Annotated in this window: 15 protein-coding genes; all 15 read left to right on the forward strand. The window is 33.2% G+C overall.

Features of this window, described 5'->3' with window-relative positions; genetic code table 11:
- Positions 1 to 153: 153 nt before the first annotated feature.
- The 15 genes from G457_RS0114980 to G457_RS0115050 all read left to right on the forward strand — a co-directional run bounded on the left by G457_RS0114980 (position 154) and on the right by G457_RS0115050 (position 15,146).
- On the forward strand, positions 154 to 531 hold the full coding sequence (locus G457_RS0114980) for an endonuclease domain-containing protein (RefSeq protein ID WP_026947189.1): 378 nt from the start codon (positions 154 to 156) through the stop codon (positions 529 to 531).
- Positions 532 to 1,204: 673 nt separating this feature from the next.
- Positions 1,205 to 1,603, forward strand: coding sequence for a hypothetical protein (locus G457_RS23175; RefSeq protein ID WP_407637279.1), 399 nt, complete (start codon positions 1,205 to 1,207; stop codon positions 1,601 to 1,603).
- Complete coding sequence (locus G457_RS0114990; protein WP_026947191.1) at positions 1,604 to 2,410, forward strand: FkbM family methyltransferase; 807 nt, start codon at positions 1,604 to 1,606, stop codon at positions 2,408 to 2,410. It begins immediately after the preceding gene.
- Complete coding sequence (locus G457_RS22610; protein WP_035484104.1) at positions 2,403 to 3,665, forward strand: ABC transporter ATP-binding protein; 1,263 nt, start codon at positions 2,403 to 2,405, stop codon at positions 3,663 to 3,665. Before G457_RS0114990 ends, G457_RS22610 begins: the two co-directional genes overlap by 8 nt.
- Positions 3,649 to 4,182: a class I SAM-dependent methyltransferase gene (locus G457_RS0115000; RefSeq protein ID WP_026947192.1), complete on the forward strand. Its 534-nt coding sequence runs from the start codon at positions 3,649 to 3,651 to the stop codon at positions 4,180 to 4,182. The genes G457_RS22610 and G457_RS0115000 overlap by 17 nt, the downstream gene beginning before the upstream one ends.
- Positions 4,183 to 4,187: 5 nt before the next feature.
- Positions 4,188 to 5,672 (forward strand): glycosyltransferase, encoded by a 1,485-nt coding sequence (locus G457_RS0115005; protein ID WP_162142712.1) that lies wholly within the window; start codon positions 4,188 to 4,190, stop codon positions 5,670 to 5,672.
- On the forward strand, positions 5,672 to 6,541 hold the full coding sequence (locus tag G457_RS0115010) for a beta-1,6-N-acetylglucosaminyltransferase (protein ID WP_026947194.1): 870 nt from the start codon (positions 5,672 to 5,674) through the stop codon (positions 6,539 to 6,541). The genes G457_RS0115005 and G457_RS0115010 overlap by 1 nt, the downstream gene beginning before the upstream one ends.
- Positions 6,542 to 6,623: 82 nt before the next feature.
- Complete coding sequence (locus tag G457_RS0115015) at positions 6,624 to 7,442, forward strand: FkbM family methyltransferase (RefSeq protein WP_026947195.1); 819 nt, start codon at positions 6,624 to 6,626, stop codon at positions 7,440 to 7,442.
- Between the two features lie 3 nt (positions 7,443 to 7,445).
- Positions 7,446 to 8,435, forward strand: a complete 990-nt coding sequence (locus tag G457_RS21675; RefSeq protein ID WP_051260849.1) for a glycosyltransferase family 2 protein — start codon at positions 7,446 to 7,448, stop codon at positions 8,433 to 8,435.
- A complete protein-coding gene (locus G457_RS22325; RefSeq protein WP_051260850.1) occupies positions 8,432 to 9,331 on the forward strand; it encodes a glycosyltransferase family 2 protein in 900 nt (299 codons plus the stop codon). Before G457_RS21675 ends, G457_RS22325 begins: the two co-directional genes overlap by 4 nt.
- The gene (locus G457_RS22330) at positions 9,331 to 10,209 is read left to right on the forward strand and encodes a glycosyltransferase family 2 protein (RefSeq protein ID WP_051260851.1); all 879 of its coding nucleotides are present in this window, start codon (positions 9,331 to 9,333) and stop codon (positions 10,207 to 10,209) included. The genes G457_RS22325 and G457_RS22330 overlap by 1 nt, the downstream gene beginning before the upstream one ends.
- On the forward strand, positions 10,206 to 11,303 hold the full coding sequence (locus G457_RS0115035; protein WP_026947196.1) for a glycosyltransferase family protein: 1,098 nt from the start codon (positions 10,206 to 10,208) through the stop codon (positions 11,301 to 11,303). The genes G457_RS22330 and G457_RS0115035 overlap by 4 nt, the downstream gene beginning before the upstream one ends.
- The gene (locus tag G457_RS22335; RefSeq protein ID WP_026947197.1) at positions 11,300 to 12,421 is read left to right on the forward strand and encodes a glycosyltransferase family 4 protein; all 1,122 of its coding nucleotides are present in this window, start codon (positions 11,300 to 11,302) and stop codon (positions 12,419 to 12,421) included. The genes G457_RS0115035 and G457_RS22335 overlap by 4 nt, the downstream gene beginning before the upstream one ends.
- Positions 12,399 to 14,021, forward strand: coding sequence for a glucosamine inositolphosphorylceramide transferase family protein (locus G457_RS0115045; protein ID WP_026947198.1), 1,623 nt, complete (start codon positions 12,399 to 12,401; stop codon positions 14,019 to 14,021). Before G457_RS22335 ends, G457_RS0115045 begins: the two co-directional genes overlap by 23 nt.
- Positions 14,022 to 15,146: a glycosyltransferase gene (locus G457_RS0115050; protein ID WP_026947199.1), complete on the forward strand. Its 1,125-nt coding sequence runs from the start codon at positions 14,022 to 14,024 to the stop codon at positions 15,144 to 15,146.
- Positions 15,147 to 15,569: the final 423 nt, after the last annotated feature.

The raw sequence follows: 15,569 nt of genomic DNA on the forward strand, positions 1-15,569 counted from the left end.
TTCGTTTCCAAGAAAATATTTGTTTAAATACCCTATTGAAATTGAAACCGGTGCCTAAGTCCCCCTCAAGAGCCTGTCCCTGCCTGTCCCGAACTTGATTCGGGAAACTAGATTCGGGAGGGATTTAGAGGGTAGAAACAAAGGAGTAAATAAATGTCCTACTCAGAAAATCTTTTTTACGGAGCTTCCCCCGAAATCCATAAAAGAGCTAAAGAACTTAGGAAGCAAATGACTCCAGCGGAAAAGGTTTTATGGAACTTCCTTAAAAATAAATCTCTGGAAGGATTCAAATTTCGAAGGCAGCATCCTATAGACAAATACATCGTGGATTTCTATTGTCATCAGAAAAAGCTAGTGATTGAAGTAGATGGTAGTATCCATGATCAATTGAATCAAAAAGAGTATGACTCTGGGAGGACTAGTGTTTTGGAGGAATTTGGGTTAAAAGTAATCCGATTTCGAAATGAAGAGGTGTTAGATAATTTTCAAAGTGTAATTGGTCGAATTTCGAAAGGTTTGACCTCACCCTAGGTCTCCCTTGAAAGGGATTAGAGTCTCCCCAATCCCCCTTAAAGGGGGGCTCGGGGGGTAAAAAAATGGAACGGACTTTTGCCAATGTAGCGTAGAGATTCGAAGTTCTAGGTTCAACGTTCAAAGTTCACCAACCTTTAACGCTTAACGCTTAACCTTTAACCCTCAACGTTCTAAGTTCGAGGTTCAAGGTTAGACCCAATTCATAATTACTCATTCATCATTCACAATTCCTTGATACAATGAGTCGATGGGGTCTTGAATAATTTAAATGGCTAATAAATTTCTAAAAATACGTAAGAGCAAACCTTATCAATACCTTAAGGATAAGTACCTGTATTCAAGAGCCTACTTTCATTATAAACTCAATCCTTATCCTGCAGAAGTAGGGGAGAATCCGGTTTTTATCTTCAACCACATTCCAAAATGTGGTGGGACAAGTTTAAATATCGTTTTAAGAAAGTGGTTTCATTTGGTTAGGGATTATCCTCCCCACGATTTACAATATCCTGATCCTGATGATTGGGATCGAGCCCAAACCCAATTTGAAAATAATCCACCGAGTCTGGGAGGGCTTAAGTCTTTTCAAATCCTAGCGGGGCATTATCATCATTCTCGAAATCGGTTTACAAAAAGAATTGGAGACCCTATTACTTCTCATTCTTTGAAATGCGTGACCTTTTTAAGAGACCCGCTCAGCCACAGATTGTCTTTATATAAGTTTGGTGTGAGAAAAGGGCATAATTGGGTAAACGGCTATACTTTGAATGAATATATTAAATCTGAAACAAATTTTTTTGCTAGAGTTTTGGAATGCGATGAGACAAACTATAAAAAGGTCTTGAGATCGTATTTTTTTGTAGGAATTCTTGAAAAAAATAAAAGCTCTATCGAGAAATTAGGCAAATTGATTGGGCGTAGTGTCAACTTTGAGATTCCTCATGTCAATCAAACCAATTCAATAACAGAATTGTCCAAACTTTCTCAAAAAGAAATTGATGATTTCAAAACTGCTAATCATTTGGATTATAAAATATATCAATTTGCATTGGAAAGGTTGAATTTGAATTAAATGCTTAAATATCTCAAAAAAAGGGTTTTCTGGATTTTAGCTTCTCAAAGGAGGAATGTTGTAGGAAGATTTCTTTTTTCAACCGCTCAAAGCCTTTTAAATGCACTTAATAATAAAATAAATGATAGTAATTTAAGCGGAGAGTTTTGGTTTTTGGAGAATCTGAACCATTCGGAAATAAAAGTAGTCTTTGATGTAGGAGCAAATGTGGGGAAATGGACCTTGGAATTAAATAGAATAAATCCTGAAGGAAGCATTTATGCGTTCGAACCTGTACCCCAGACTTTTAATAAGCTAAAAGAGGCTACAAAAGTAACTTCTAAAATAAACTGTTTTTGCAACGCTCTTTCGGATGATTCTGGAAAATTGATTTTTAATTTTTTTCCAGAACAATCAACTTTTTCTTCTGGTTATAGCCACTTTATGGGAAATAATGGGATAAAAATAGAAGTAGATTCAATTTCTGGGGATGAATTTTGTAAAAATAACTCGATTAATTCCATAGATCTTTTGAAGATCGATACAGAGGGGTTTGAGTCTAAGGTCTTGCTTGGATTTAAAGAAATGTTTGAAAAAGGACAGATTAAAATGGTTCAATTTGAATATGGTCCTTTGGCTTTAGAGTCAAGATTTTTACTTGCTGATTTTTATAAGTTCTTTGAAAATCATGGATTTGAAGTGGGGAAGATATTTCCCAATTGGATTGATTTTAGACCCTATTCATGGAAAATGGAAAATTTTGTCCTTGCAAATTTTGTTGCGGTTAGAAAAGATTTGAAACATACCCTGATTTCTGATAATGTCTAAGTCGGTAATCAAAGTCAGTAACCTCTCCAAACGCTACCGTCTAGGAGTGAAAGAGAAGCAACCGAAAACTCTTGCGGGTCAGATCGCGAATGTGATTAAATCGCCTTGGAAAAATCTAAAGCGCCTAAATGATCTAAATCGATTTAACCAAGAGGATGAATCAATATTTTGGGCACTAAAGGATGTTTCCTTTGAAGTCAAAAAAGGAGAAGTCTTAGGAATCATTGGAAAAAACGGTGCAGGAAAGTCAACTTTGCTCAAAATTCTTTCCCAAATCACTGAACCTACTTCCGGTAAAATTGAAATTCAAGGCCGAGTTGCTTCCTTATTGGAAGTAGGGACAGGTTTTCATCCCGAACTCAGTGGGAGAGAAAACATCTACATGAACGGGACTATCTTGGGCATGACCCGTCGAGAGATTGATTCCAAACTGGATGAAATAATTGATTTTTCTGGCGTGGAGAAATTTATCGATACTCCGGTGAAGTTTTATTCTTCTGGGATGAAAGTTCGCTTGGGGTTTTCAGTAGCAGCTCATCTAGACCCCGAGATTTTGATTATTGACGAGGTCTTGGCGGTAGGAGACTATGAATTCCAAAGAAAGTGCTTGGGGAAAATGGAGGATGTAAGCAAGAATCAGGGAAGGACGGTGTTGTTTGTGAGTCATAATTTGGCAGCTGTTCAGAATTTATGCAACAATGTGATTTTGTTGAACTATGGAAAAGTTCAGTCCAACGGTAATAAAGATTTAATTATAAAAGAATATTTGAATGCTAATCAAAATAAACCATATGTCAAGTTAAATGATAGAAAAGATAGAGAGGGATTTGGTAATGTAATTTTGACAGGTTTAGAGATTTATGGTTCAAATACTGTCCAATCTGGTAATAATATTTCAATCTATATCAATTACAAGTCTTTGAAAAGTGTAAAAATAGTTGAAATTGGAATGAGTATTTGGGCGCATAACGAGATAAAGTTAATTAGTTTATCTTCTGAATTTAAGAATCAAATTGTAAATTTTCCTAGGAATGGAATTATAAGATGCGATATAAATGATTTATCTGTTGTTGCAGGAAGCTACCAAGTTAATGCATTTATTAGATCAAATTATGGTATAGAAGATTATGTTTTGAATATTTGTGAGTTAAATATAGTAGAATCAGATTATTATAAATCTGGAAAAACAGTCGACTCGAACTGGGGGTTAATTATTGTAGATCATAATTTTTCTATAGATGAAATTTCAGAATAAAAAAGACCTAGAAGATTGGTATAAAGTTTCTGATCCATGGGGATATGAGAAAAATAAAGATGACTTGATTAGAAAAAAGATTTTGTTATCTGAAATTCCAAATAGGGAGTACGTAAATGTTTTGGATATAGGATGTGGCGAGGGTTTTATAACGAAGGAGCTTCCTGGAGAAAAAATTTTGGGAGTTGATATTTCTGAAAATGCAATATCTTTTGCTAAAGAAAATATTGGCTCCCCGCGCATAGAGTTTTTAAGTTGTGATCTTTTCGATCTTCCAAATAAAGTTGAAATTAAGTTTGATTTAATTATAATAACTGGGGTGTTATATTCTCAATATATTGGTAATTCAAATTCTTTAATCTATTTGATTATAGATCAACTTTTGAAAAAAAATGGAGTCCTAGTATCTGTTCATATAGATGAATGGTATAAATCAAGGTTCCCGTATTTGCTTATTAATGAATATTATTATTCTTATAGAGAATATTCTCATATCTTAGAAGTTTATCAAAAATGATATTAATGTATCATAAAATTGGTTTGACTAAAAAGTCAATGTGGTGGGTTACTGTTGACTCTTTTTATCGTCAGATGCTTCAATTATCTGATAAAAAAGTTGTCTTTCTCGATGAATATGACCCAGATGATGACTCGAATGTAGTAATTACATTTGATGGAATATATGATGGGGTTTTTAAATATGCTTTGCCTATACTTAAAAAATTTAATTACCCTTTTGAACTTTTTATTACTGGAGACTATATCGGAAAGGATAATTCTTTTGACAGTCCTGAACCGTTAGCTATGTTTGCAAATGAAATTGAATTACTTAATTTGGTTAAGAATGGAGGTCGGCTTCAGTGGCATACTAACTCTCATCCTGATTTATTGAATTGTTTTGATTTGGAAATGATTCAAGAAGAATTAAAGATTAATCCATATTTGCTTGAATTGGATCCCAAAGGCTTTCGTTGGTTTGGCTATCCTCATGGAAATTTTAACTCCAAAGTCGTTTCTGAAGTTAGAAAAAAGTTTAAAGGAGCTGTAAGTTGTCATCAAGGAAATGGTCGATCTGAATTTGAGTTGAACAGAATCACTGTTTTGAATGAGACAACTTTTCAATCAAAAAAAATAACTTGTGTAATTGCATCCTATAATTACGGTCAATTTTTAAACGAATGTGTAAACTCTGTTTTAAGGCAAACATATATGCCTGATCAAATTATTATTTTAGATGATTATTCAAATGATGAGACTCAAGATTTAGGTTTGTATTATTCTAATAAGTATAAATTTATTAATTACATTAGAAATGATGAGAATTTGGGTATTGTTAGGAATTTTTCAAATGCCTTTAAATTTATAAATACAGAATTAGTGTTTTTTTTGGGTGCTGACAATAGAATTTTCTCAAATTACGTTGAAGAGTGTTTTGTATCTCTTTTAAAAAACCCAAGTGCAGTAATTTGCTACACAGATTTTGCTTTATTTGGAGATAGAGCTCAATTTGTTTATGAAGGAATTCCTGGAGAATGGAAGGGTCAAAAAAGAGGTGAATATTTTCTATCAAATTTCCCTGTTTTTAATAATGATCGTGTTAAGGATTTAGAAAAAAGAAATTTTATTCATGGATCATCAATGTATTATGTTGATGCTTACAAAGATGTTGGAGGATACTTAACTAATGAATTTTCCCCAGAAGATCATAATCTTTTTATTAGACTTATTAGAAGGTTTAAGTTTGCAGTTAAATCTGAAATTGCTTTACTTGAGTATAGGCAGCATTCAAAATTGCAAGCAAATGTTTCTTTAATGTCATATCGTGAGTTATTATTCTATAAAAAAAGAAATGCTGAATATCAATTAACAATAAGGGCTTATGAAAGGTCGGTTTTTTGGTATTTATATAGATTATTTTCAAAATTTAATTTCAAATCCTTTAATAATTTTTATATTTTAATAAAAAGAGGAGAAATTCGAACTATTTTTTCTAAGCTAAGAGGATAATGAAAATAGCATATATAATTTTATGTTATAAATTTCCTTCTCAAGTGAGATTATTAATTGATGCTCTGCAAGATGCTAACAATTATTTTTTTGTCCATATTGATCGTAATGTTGATAGTGACCCTTTTTATGAAGCTTTATCGGATTTGAAAAATATTTTTTGGGTTGATAGAGAGTATTCTTACTGGGGAAGTTATCAATGTGTAAAGGCTTTAATAAATGGATTAACTTTGGCTTTCGAAAATAAAGATGTAAATTTTGATTATTTTATTCATCTTAGTGGTCAAGATCTTCCATTAAAAAAACCTGAGTTTATTAATTATGTTTTATCTAGATACATTCCGACTAATTTTATTACTTTAAATATTTTTCCTGTTGGGACATGGAATTATGGTGGTATAGACAGATTAAAAAAGATTAAGTTTTTTTGGAAAGGTAAACGAATTATTCTTAGTTCCTTTAGTAGGAATTGGTTCATTAGAGTTTTTCATGGATTTATCATGATGATTTTTTCTCAAATTGACAAAAGAAAAACCTTTTATGGAGGTGAATTTTATTTTATGCTTCACCGTACTGGTGTTCATTCTCTCTTAAAAAATATTCGGAATTATCCTTTATTTTTTAATCGTTTAAAGTATGTTACGCTTCCTGAGGAAATTGTTATTCATACTATGCTGATGATTAATTATGAGATTGATAAACTTATAATTTGTGATGATAAATTTCGGTTTATGGATTGGTCTTGTAATCAAAAGAGTCCAAAAGAAATTGATGAACTTGAATTGAGAGGACTTTTTAAGTCCTCTTTTCTTTTTGGAAGAAAATTTTCAATTAAAAATGATAAGTTTAGAATTAATTTTGATTTATGATTTTTTAATTAATATTTCATTTGTTATTTATTCCAAGTTATTAATATGTGATTTAGTTGGTACTAATTTATAGCTTTCGTATATGCGTAAATCTTTAAAAATTCTTAAAATTTTTGGTTTGGTTGGTTTGATTATATTTATAATATATAAGCTCTTATTTCAACTTCTTCATGCTTTTAGGTCATCATTAATTCTTTTTGAATTTGTTGAAAAGCATGGATTTTCAATGGTTTCCGAAAAAGGGCTAGTCAAAATTAACGGTTTACCAAATTTTTTTAACAAATCGTTGTTTTTTCGTCCCTTTACTACTGACGCATTAGTTGTTCGTCAACATTTTTTTGATAATGAACTGTTACCTATTATTAAGTATTTCAAATCTACTAATATTTGCCCAAAGCTTATGATTGATGCGGGAGGAAATATTGGTGTTACTTCTTGCTATATGCATTGGTATTTTCCGGGAATGCGATCATTGGTTTTGGAGCCGTCAATAGATAACATTCAAATTGCCAAGATGAATCTTGGAAATGAAAAAACAACCATTTTAAATAAAGCATTGTGGTGGAAAGAAGAGATTTTATTTTTAGATAATTCTCAATCAGCTTGGGCAATGAAGGTTAGTAATTCTGATAATAAAGGTAAAATTGTTAAGGGGATTTCACTTTCTAAAATTTTATCTTCTGATGAATTTAAAACCCCAGATTATATTAAAATCGATATTGAAGGTTCAGAAGAAGCAATTTTTGAAAATGATAAAGACTTAGATATATTAATGTCTTATGTCTCATGCATAAGTGTAGAACCCCATTCTCAATACGGTAAAGAATTAATTTTAAAAAAACTTACTGAATGGAAATTCCGAATTGAATATCATGGTGAATTAATTATTGGTTTTCGTTAAGATATGCCTAAGGTATCTGTAATATTACCTGTTTTCAATGGCGGTAAGTATATTTCAGATTCAATAAGAAGTATACTTGATCAGTCTTTTCAGGATTTTGAGATTATTGTTATAGACGATGGTTCTATTGATGATACAAAAGATAAGATTTCAAAATTTAAAGACTCAAAATTAATATTTTTTAGATTTGAAAATAACAAGGGACTAATAGCTGCATTAAATTTTGGTTTAGAAAAGGCAACCGGTGATTATATTGCAAGAATGGATGCAGATGACATTGCTTGTTCTAATCGGTTAAAAAATCAAGTAAATTTTTTAGAAGAGAAGAAAGATTTTGTAGCATGCGGAATGGCTATAGAGAGGATTCCTTTAAAACAACATAAATACCCTCCGCAATTAGACCAAGAGATAAGAGCTGGTTTGATTTTTTCGAATGTTTTTTACCATTCTACAATGATGATTCGATCTAAAATATTAAAAGATTATCATTTGAAATATGAGTATGATTTTTTTCTTTGTGAAGACTATCGGCTTTGGACCAGACTGATCCAGTATGGTAAAATGGCTAATTTAACTAAAATTGGTGTTAAATATAGGATTCATGAACAGCAAATAACGAGAAAATTGGACTATGATTTTAACCGAAGACTTCAATTAGTTCGTAATAATTATTTGGTTTTTTTTGGGGTTAATCTTTCTTATAGTGAATTGTTCTTATTTAATAAATTTTGTGAAGGTGGTCAATTATCAAAGCTTGATTTTTTTGATTTGAATTTAATAATGGAAAAGATTTATTATGAAATACCTTCTGCTATAAAAGATGAATTTTCGAGTGTATACATCCAATTTTTATTTCACTATCTGTCAAAAAATCTTGTATTGTGTAGTAGGTCTTATATTTATATATATATATCTACGAAAACGGGAAAGTTTTCTTTGATGCAGTTTTTGAAATTGATAAAAAGAGACGTTAAAACTCTTATCATTAATTGATTAATCCTGTTTTTTCAATTATTATTTGTACTCATAATCGAGAGAAACTTCTTTTTTCTTGCCTTTCTTCACTTGTCGAAAATAGGTTTAATGAAGTTGATTTTGAAATATTGGTTATAGATAATGGATCTAAAGATAGATCAAAAGAAATTGTTGTTCTTTTCGAAGCCAAGTTAAATATCAGCTATTTTTACGAGCCTAGAATTGGACTTAGTATTGCAAGGAATCGAGGGATATATGAAGCAAAAGCAGATTGGGTAGTTTTTTTAGATGACGATTCCAAAGTAAGTTCCAATTTTTTACAAAGGTTTTACTTTCTTATTAGTAACTTTAGATTTGCTGGTATTGGTGGGAGGTTTCTCCCATGGTGGTCTCTTGGTTTAGTGCCTTGGATACCTAAATCTGTTGTTGAAAGTCCTTTATTAAGATTAGATGTTGGCCCAATTTCAAATAATGTTGCTGTTCCTGGTGGAATTTGTGCTTTTTCGAAGCAATGGCTAAAAAATGTTGGATTGTTCCCGGAAGAAATTGGAATGAGAGGAGATGTTGTTGGGTATGGAGAGGAAAATGTGGTGCAAGATAGGATAAGGCAATCGGGTGGAGAAATTTGGTTTGATCCATATTGGAAAATTTATCATTATGTGGCTCCATATAAATATCATATCAAATGGCATATTAAGAGGATGATTGGTAAAGGAAGAGATTTTCAAATAAGACACGGACGGCTGGATCTTCACAAAAAGTTATTTTTTATTGTCAGGGGAGTATCAGTTGGGATAATTTACGGTTTGAGGAATTTTTTTCCTTTATTAACTCAAAGAGGATTTTATTGGCAGAACTGGGTGCTTAAAAGCTTTTCACATTCTTTATTTTTGATTGGGAGAGTATTAGCTTAATGGAATCACAAAATCCTTTCTTTTCAATAATTATTCCTATATACAATAGCAGTCATACTTTAAAAAGGGTATTTCTTTCCATTCAAAATCAGTCTTTTAAAAACTGGGAGTTAATCTTTGTTAACGATGGTAGTACTGATGATTCTGAAAAAATTGTCTATTCTTTCATCGAGGATAAAAGAGTTTCCTATATCTTTCAAGAAAATTCCGGAGTCAGTACAGCAAGAAATAGAGGGGTTCTTGCAGCTAAAAGTAATTGGTTAATTTTTTTAGATTCTGATGATGAGCTTAGTAAAACTGCTTTAAGGAATTTTTTTGAATCGTTGAAAGTTTTTCCAAATGAGTTGGTTTTGTTAGCCGGATTTAAAAGAATTAGAGAGGGATATGTTGAAGATTTGGTTTTCATTCCAAGTAAAGAAAAAAAAATAAAATTTCTTTCTGGCGCTTTTATAATTTCAAGGTGTTTATTTAATAAACTTAAAGGTTATGATTCTCGTTTTACATTTGGTGAAAACTCCGAATTATTTCGGAGAATTAATTACGAAAATATTATACCAAAACAATTAAGTTTTGTTTCTTTGCTTTATCACGATAAACCTGTAGGAGGAAGTAAGAATATGAAGAATATGGAGTATTCAACTCGGTTACTTCTAGAGAAGCATGCGGATTATTTTGATAAAAATTTGAAAGAAAAAAGAGTTTATTTGCAAATTATTGGAGTTTGTAATCTGCGCTTGGGGAATTATAGTAAAGCTAAGGAATTTCTTTACAAAGCATACAAAATTGATTGTCTAAGGTTGGACACTCTTGTAAGGTTAATTATTTCTCAAATTCCGTTTCTTTCCAGAAAAGTATATCCTTTGTCGGAATATCGATGAAAAGAGGTTTAATTTTATATAGGGGTCCTCTACAGCGTTCTAGACTAAGGCTAATTATTTTAGCCTACCAAAGGGTTTGTGATGAGATTGATTTTATTTGGCTATTACCTAATGAAAAATACCACAATAAGGACCATAAGCCTTTTGAAGTATTTATTAAAGACTTTGGAATTAGTCAAGTTTATATAATTGAAGCAAAGATTTTTTCTATTTTTCAATGTAGATCCTTTGTTTCGAAGATCATTACCGAAAGAAAGTCTGAGTTTATTGCTCTTGTAGGTACTTCAAGTATTTTTTTTACTCCAAAGAATTCGATTAAAAAATCTCTTTGGTTCATAAATGGTATTCCTGAAGAAAAATTATTGCATTCAAATTCTTTTTGGACAAAACTTCGCATAAAAATATTTTGGAAGTCTTTCTCATTACGCGATTATCCCAATCGAATTGTTACAGTTTCAGACTCGATGGGAGAATATCTCTCCCAAATTTTCGAAGCCAGTAATTTTTTTTCAATCTCAAGTACTGTTCCAATTTTTGAAGAAAGTATTGAACTTTCAAAAAAGGAATATTTGGTTTATTCTGGTTCCGGTGCACCTTGGCAATGGCTTTCAAAACTCGAAAAAATTTGGTTTCACCTGTATTCTATAGATCCAACTTTAAGGTTTAAAGTCATCTCAAGAGATAAAAGAGTAGATGTTTTAACTCAAAAAATTCCAAAATCTAATTTTATAAAAGTTTCGGCTAAAGATAGTAAGGAAGTTTTTGAACACTTGAAAGATTGTAAGCTTGGCTTTTTAATTCGACAAAATCATTTAGTCAACAGAGTTTCTTCTCCAATTAAATTCGGTGAATATCTTGGGGCAAGTTGTTTAGTTGTTGCAAGTAATCTAGATTGGACAATTACCAAGGTCATTAATGAGTTTTATTGTGGTTTACTAATCAATCAAGATTTAGATGAATTGATTATTGCACAATCGGTATATAAGTATCTTCGAAATATTAAAGAGGAGGATTATTTAAATTCAAAAAATGCAGCAGTTCAATTTAGCCTTGAATCTAGTGTAGAACGGTTGAGTTCTATTTTAAAAAATTGAAAATCTTATTTATCCAAGATACCTTAATTAATGCCGGAACCGAAAAGAGTTTGTTGCAAATTCTTCCTTTGGTTTCAACAAATTTGAGTTTTAGGGTTGTTTATTTTTACCCAAGGCATGACTTAAAATACCTCTATGAGGAAGCTAAGGTTCCTCTTGTATTTTTGGATTTAAAAGGGAAGTATGATTTCCTGTCCGGAATTAGAAAGCTTGGTAAATTGGTAAAGGATGAAAAACCCGATTTGCTTGTTTCTTCCCTTTTAAGAAGTAATTTAATTTCTAGGATTGTTTCATTAAAAACAAAAGTTCCTTTAATAGGAACTTTTGTCAGTGATAGTTACAATGATTTTATTCTTGAAAATAAATCTTTTCTAAACCTACAAAAGTTTAAATTCTTCTGGACCTTAGATCGGCTGACTTCTGGAATTCCAAAAGCATATATTTCTAATTCTTACAGTATTGCTCAATCCCATGTCAAAACATTGGGTGTGCCAATTAAGAAAACCAAAGTGGTTTATCGTGGACGTCAGATTCCTGAAAGACAATGGAAAAAGCCAGCATCTCCTGGCTTTATTTTTTTATCCTATGGACGATTGCTTCAAATCAAGGGCTTTGAAGAATTGATCAAAGCCTTTGCAAAAGTTCATAGTAAATATCCAAATTCAAGATTGATAATCTATGGAGAAGGGGTACATCGGCCTGTTTTGGAAAAGTTGATCCAGAATTTAAATCTTAATGATTCAATCAGTTTACCGGGAGCAATTTCCAATGTGACAGATAAACTTTACGAATCGGATTGCTTTGTATTTCCTTCTTGGTATGAAGGCTTTTCCGGTGCTTTGGTGGAAGCGATGATGGCTGGGATTCCAATTATAGCATCAGATATCCCGATGAATTTGGAAGCGGTAATACCGAATAAAAATGCACTTACTTTTCCCGTTAGGAATGTTGAGATGCTAGCAAATCACATGCTCCGGGCAATTGAAGAGCCAAAGGGAATGGAACTATTAGGTAAAGAAGCTAGAAAGGAAGCTATTCAGCGATTTGATATACAAGTGATTGCAGAGGAGTATGAGGCTGTGCTAAAATGGGCATATGAAGAGTACTGCAGGAAGTAGGCCCAAATTACAAGTTGGTCTACTTTTAGATTCTTTACGGGTTCCTGCTTGGGCTTGGGAGATGATTCGGATCATTCTCAAGGAGAATTTAGCTGCTATAGACTTTGTACTTTTGAATCAAAGTCCAAAAGCTTCAGGTGGACGTTCACCCTTTCTTTATCGGGCGTTTTCTAAGCTTGATCGAACTTTATTTAAGTTGAGTTCTAATGCCTTCGAAAGAAAAGATCTTCACTTGATTCCCGGTTTTCAAGCAGAAGTCATTCCTATTCATCCCATTCAGGCAAAGTTTTCGGACAAGTTCTCGAAAGAAGATTTAGAGATCGTAAGAAATAGGAATCCCGATATTTTGATCCGTTTGGGATTTAGAATTCTTAAAGGGGAAATTTTGGCTATTCCAAGATTGGGAATTTGGTCCTATCACCATGGGGACAATCTGGTAAATCGGGGAGGCCCGCCTTGCTTTTGGGAGGTGATGTTGGGTTGGCAGGAAACAGGTTCCGTGCTTCAGATTCTCTCAGATAAACTGGATGATGGACAAGTGATTTATCGATCTTGGAGCCGTACCGATCCACTTTCTGTCCATAGAAATGCGAACAAGGTTTACTGGAAAAGCCTGTTTTTCATTCCAAGGCAATTGGCTAGAATCAATAGAATAGGAGTAGAGGCATGGAGAGAGGAGATTAATGAAAGGGAATCCAATTATAAAGTTTCGGATACTCGACTAAGGAAGCCGCCAGGGAACTGGAAAATCCTTCAATTAGCCACTATCTGGGCCTGGAGAAATGTACTTCGAAAAACAAAAGAGGGACTTAAGAAGGAGGTATGGAAAATTTGGCTTTTTGATCAAAAAAAAGGAAACCCAATTCCTATCGAAAACCCAAAAGGAACCTACCTAGCAGACCCTTTTTTGATAAAAAAGGGTAGCAAGAATTGGCTTTTTGTAGAGCAGTTTGACTACAAGAATAGGAAGGGCTTTATTTCATGTTCCGAAATCACTAATGAGGGTTTATGCAATTTTCAGCCTGTTTTGGAAGAGTCTTTTCATCTTTCTTATCCATTTGTTTGGGAAGAGGATGGGGAGTTTTGGATGCTGGTAGAAAGTGCTTCAAAGAAGGAATTACGGTTTTATCAGGCAGTTAAGTTTCCTTACCAATGGAAATGGATTCAATCTCAGTTTCATGGAAAGGAATTGTATGATCCTACGATTTGTAAAAAAGACGGATTGTATTGGCTTTTTGCCAACCAAAAAGAACACCCCGGTTCCTCTTCATTCGATGAATTGTTTTTCTACTATTCAACTGATTTCCGGGATGGCAAGTGGATCTCTCATCCCCAAAATCCGATAGTTTCTGATGTCAAATCCAGTAGACCTGCTGGGAGTTTATTTGAAGAAAATGGTCAATGGTATAGACCTGCACAGGATTCAGCCAAGCATTACGGGCATCAAATTCGCATCCAAAAAATAGTGAATTGGGATACTGAGAATTTCGAAGAAGTGACAGATCAAATTTTGGATGCCGATTGGGAAGAAGGATGGGAAGGAACTCATACCCTGAATTTTAATGAGGATTGGAAGGTAATGGATACATTTAAGCGGTAAATGAAAATTCTTCAACTAGTCACATCAAGAAAGTCACGAGGAGCCGAGATATCGGCTTTTTTGCTTTCTCAGGAATTGGTAAACCTAGGACATGAAGTGTCATGGATTGGGCTTTATTCTGTAAATCCGTCAGAGGAGCTTTTTCTGAGGGATTCAGAGAACATAGATTTGGGTGGAGATCCAAATAAAAAAATAGATTTAAAATTAGTCCGAAGTCTCAGGAAGGTAATTCGAGCAAGTTACCCTGATATTATCCAAGCCAATGGATCAGATACCTGGAAATATGCGGTTTTGGCACTCATTGGAAATAAAAAACCTAAGCTAGTTTATCGAAATATCTCCATCATGAGCCATTGGGTGGGGAATAGGTCTTGGATCAAATTTATTTATCAGTTACTTGCCAAACGGGTAGATTACTTTTGTTCGGTAGGAGAGGTTGCAAATCAAGATATCAGAGGTTTGCTTAATCTGCCAAAAGATAAATGTGGAGTAATCCGAAGAGGAATTCCCATTGAATCAGTAGAGAGCAATACAGGCCGTATATTTTTAGAATCTACCTTTGGTATCAGATTAGATGATTTTGTTTTGGTTCAAGTTGGACGCTTGAGTCCGGAGAAAAACTTTGAGTTCAGTATTCGATTGATCAAGGAGCTTAGGAATGATTATCCGAATCTAAAATTGATAATTGTCGGCGAGGGTCCTGAACGACCTAAGTTAGAACAATTGGTTTTTGATTTAGGAATTCAAGATTCTGTCTTGTTTTTGGGTTATCAAAAATCTTATTTAAGTAAGATATTAGCTGGATCGGACTTGATGATTTTGCCCAGTTTGGTAGAAGGAGTTCCTGGAGTAGTAATGGAGGCAATGATTAATCGAGTTCCGGTAGTGGCTTTTGATGTGGGAGGGGTTCCAGAGTTAGTTAAGAGTGGGGAAACCGGTTGGTGTGTTCCTTCCAATGATTCCCAAGCTTTTATTCATGCCATTCAAGAAGTAATTTCTCTAGATAATGATTCCAAACAAAAAATCCTCGATCAAGCTCACCATCTCGTCACCATCCACTACTCCCTCCCTCAAGTCACCCTCCAATTCGAGCAGTTTTATAAGTCTTTATTAGACAAAAACTAGGTCCTCTTAATCATTACAGGTTGTCATCTAAGTGACCAAAGAAGGAATCAATCTTTATTGGTCATCAATGATTTAATTTTGAGATTGCTTCGTCGCAAAAATAATCTTGAATACTACCCTAGATAAAAGGCTCCTCGCAATGACGTACACAACCTATGTCCCATTCACTCATTTTATAAAGTCACAGGTCATAATACTATTAATACTAAACATTGAACGCTGAACCCTGAACAACAATTAATCAATTCGTCAATTCGTCAATTCCTCAATTCCACAGTTCCTCAACTCCTCAACCCAAAACGTACAACCCAAAACCCAAAACCTTTTAACTCTTAACCTTTAACCCTTAACATTTAAACTCTAAGTCTTTTATATTTGAAATAAACTAACATCGATTCCCTTGCTCGGCGCAGTACTCCTAAT

Source organism: Algoriphagus marincola DSM 16067, assembly GCF_000429405.1.
Taxonomy (GTDB): Bacteria; Bacteroidota; Bacteroidia; order Cytophagales; family Cyclobacteriaceae; genus Algoriphagus; species Algoriphagus marincola.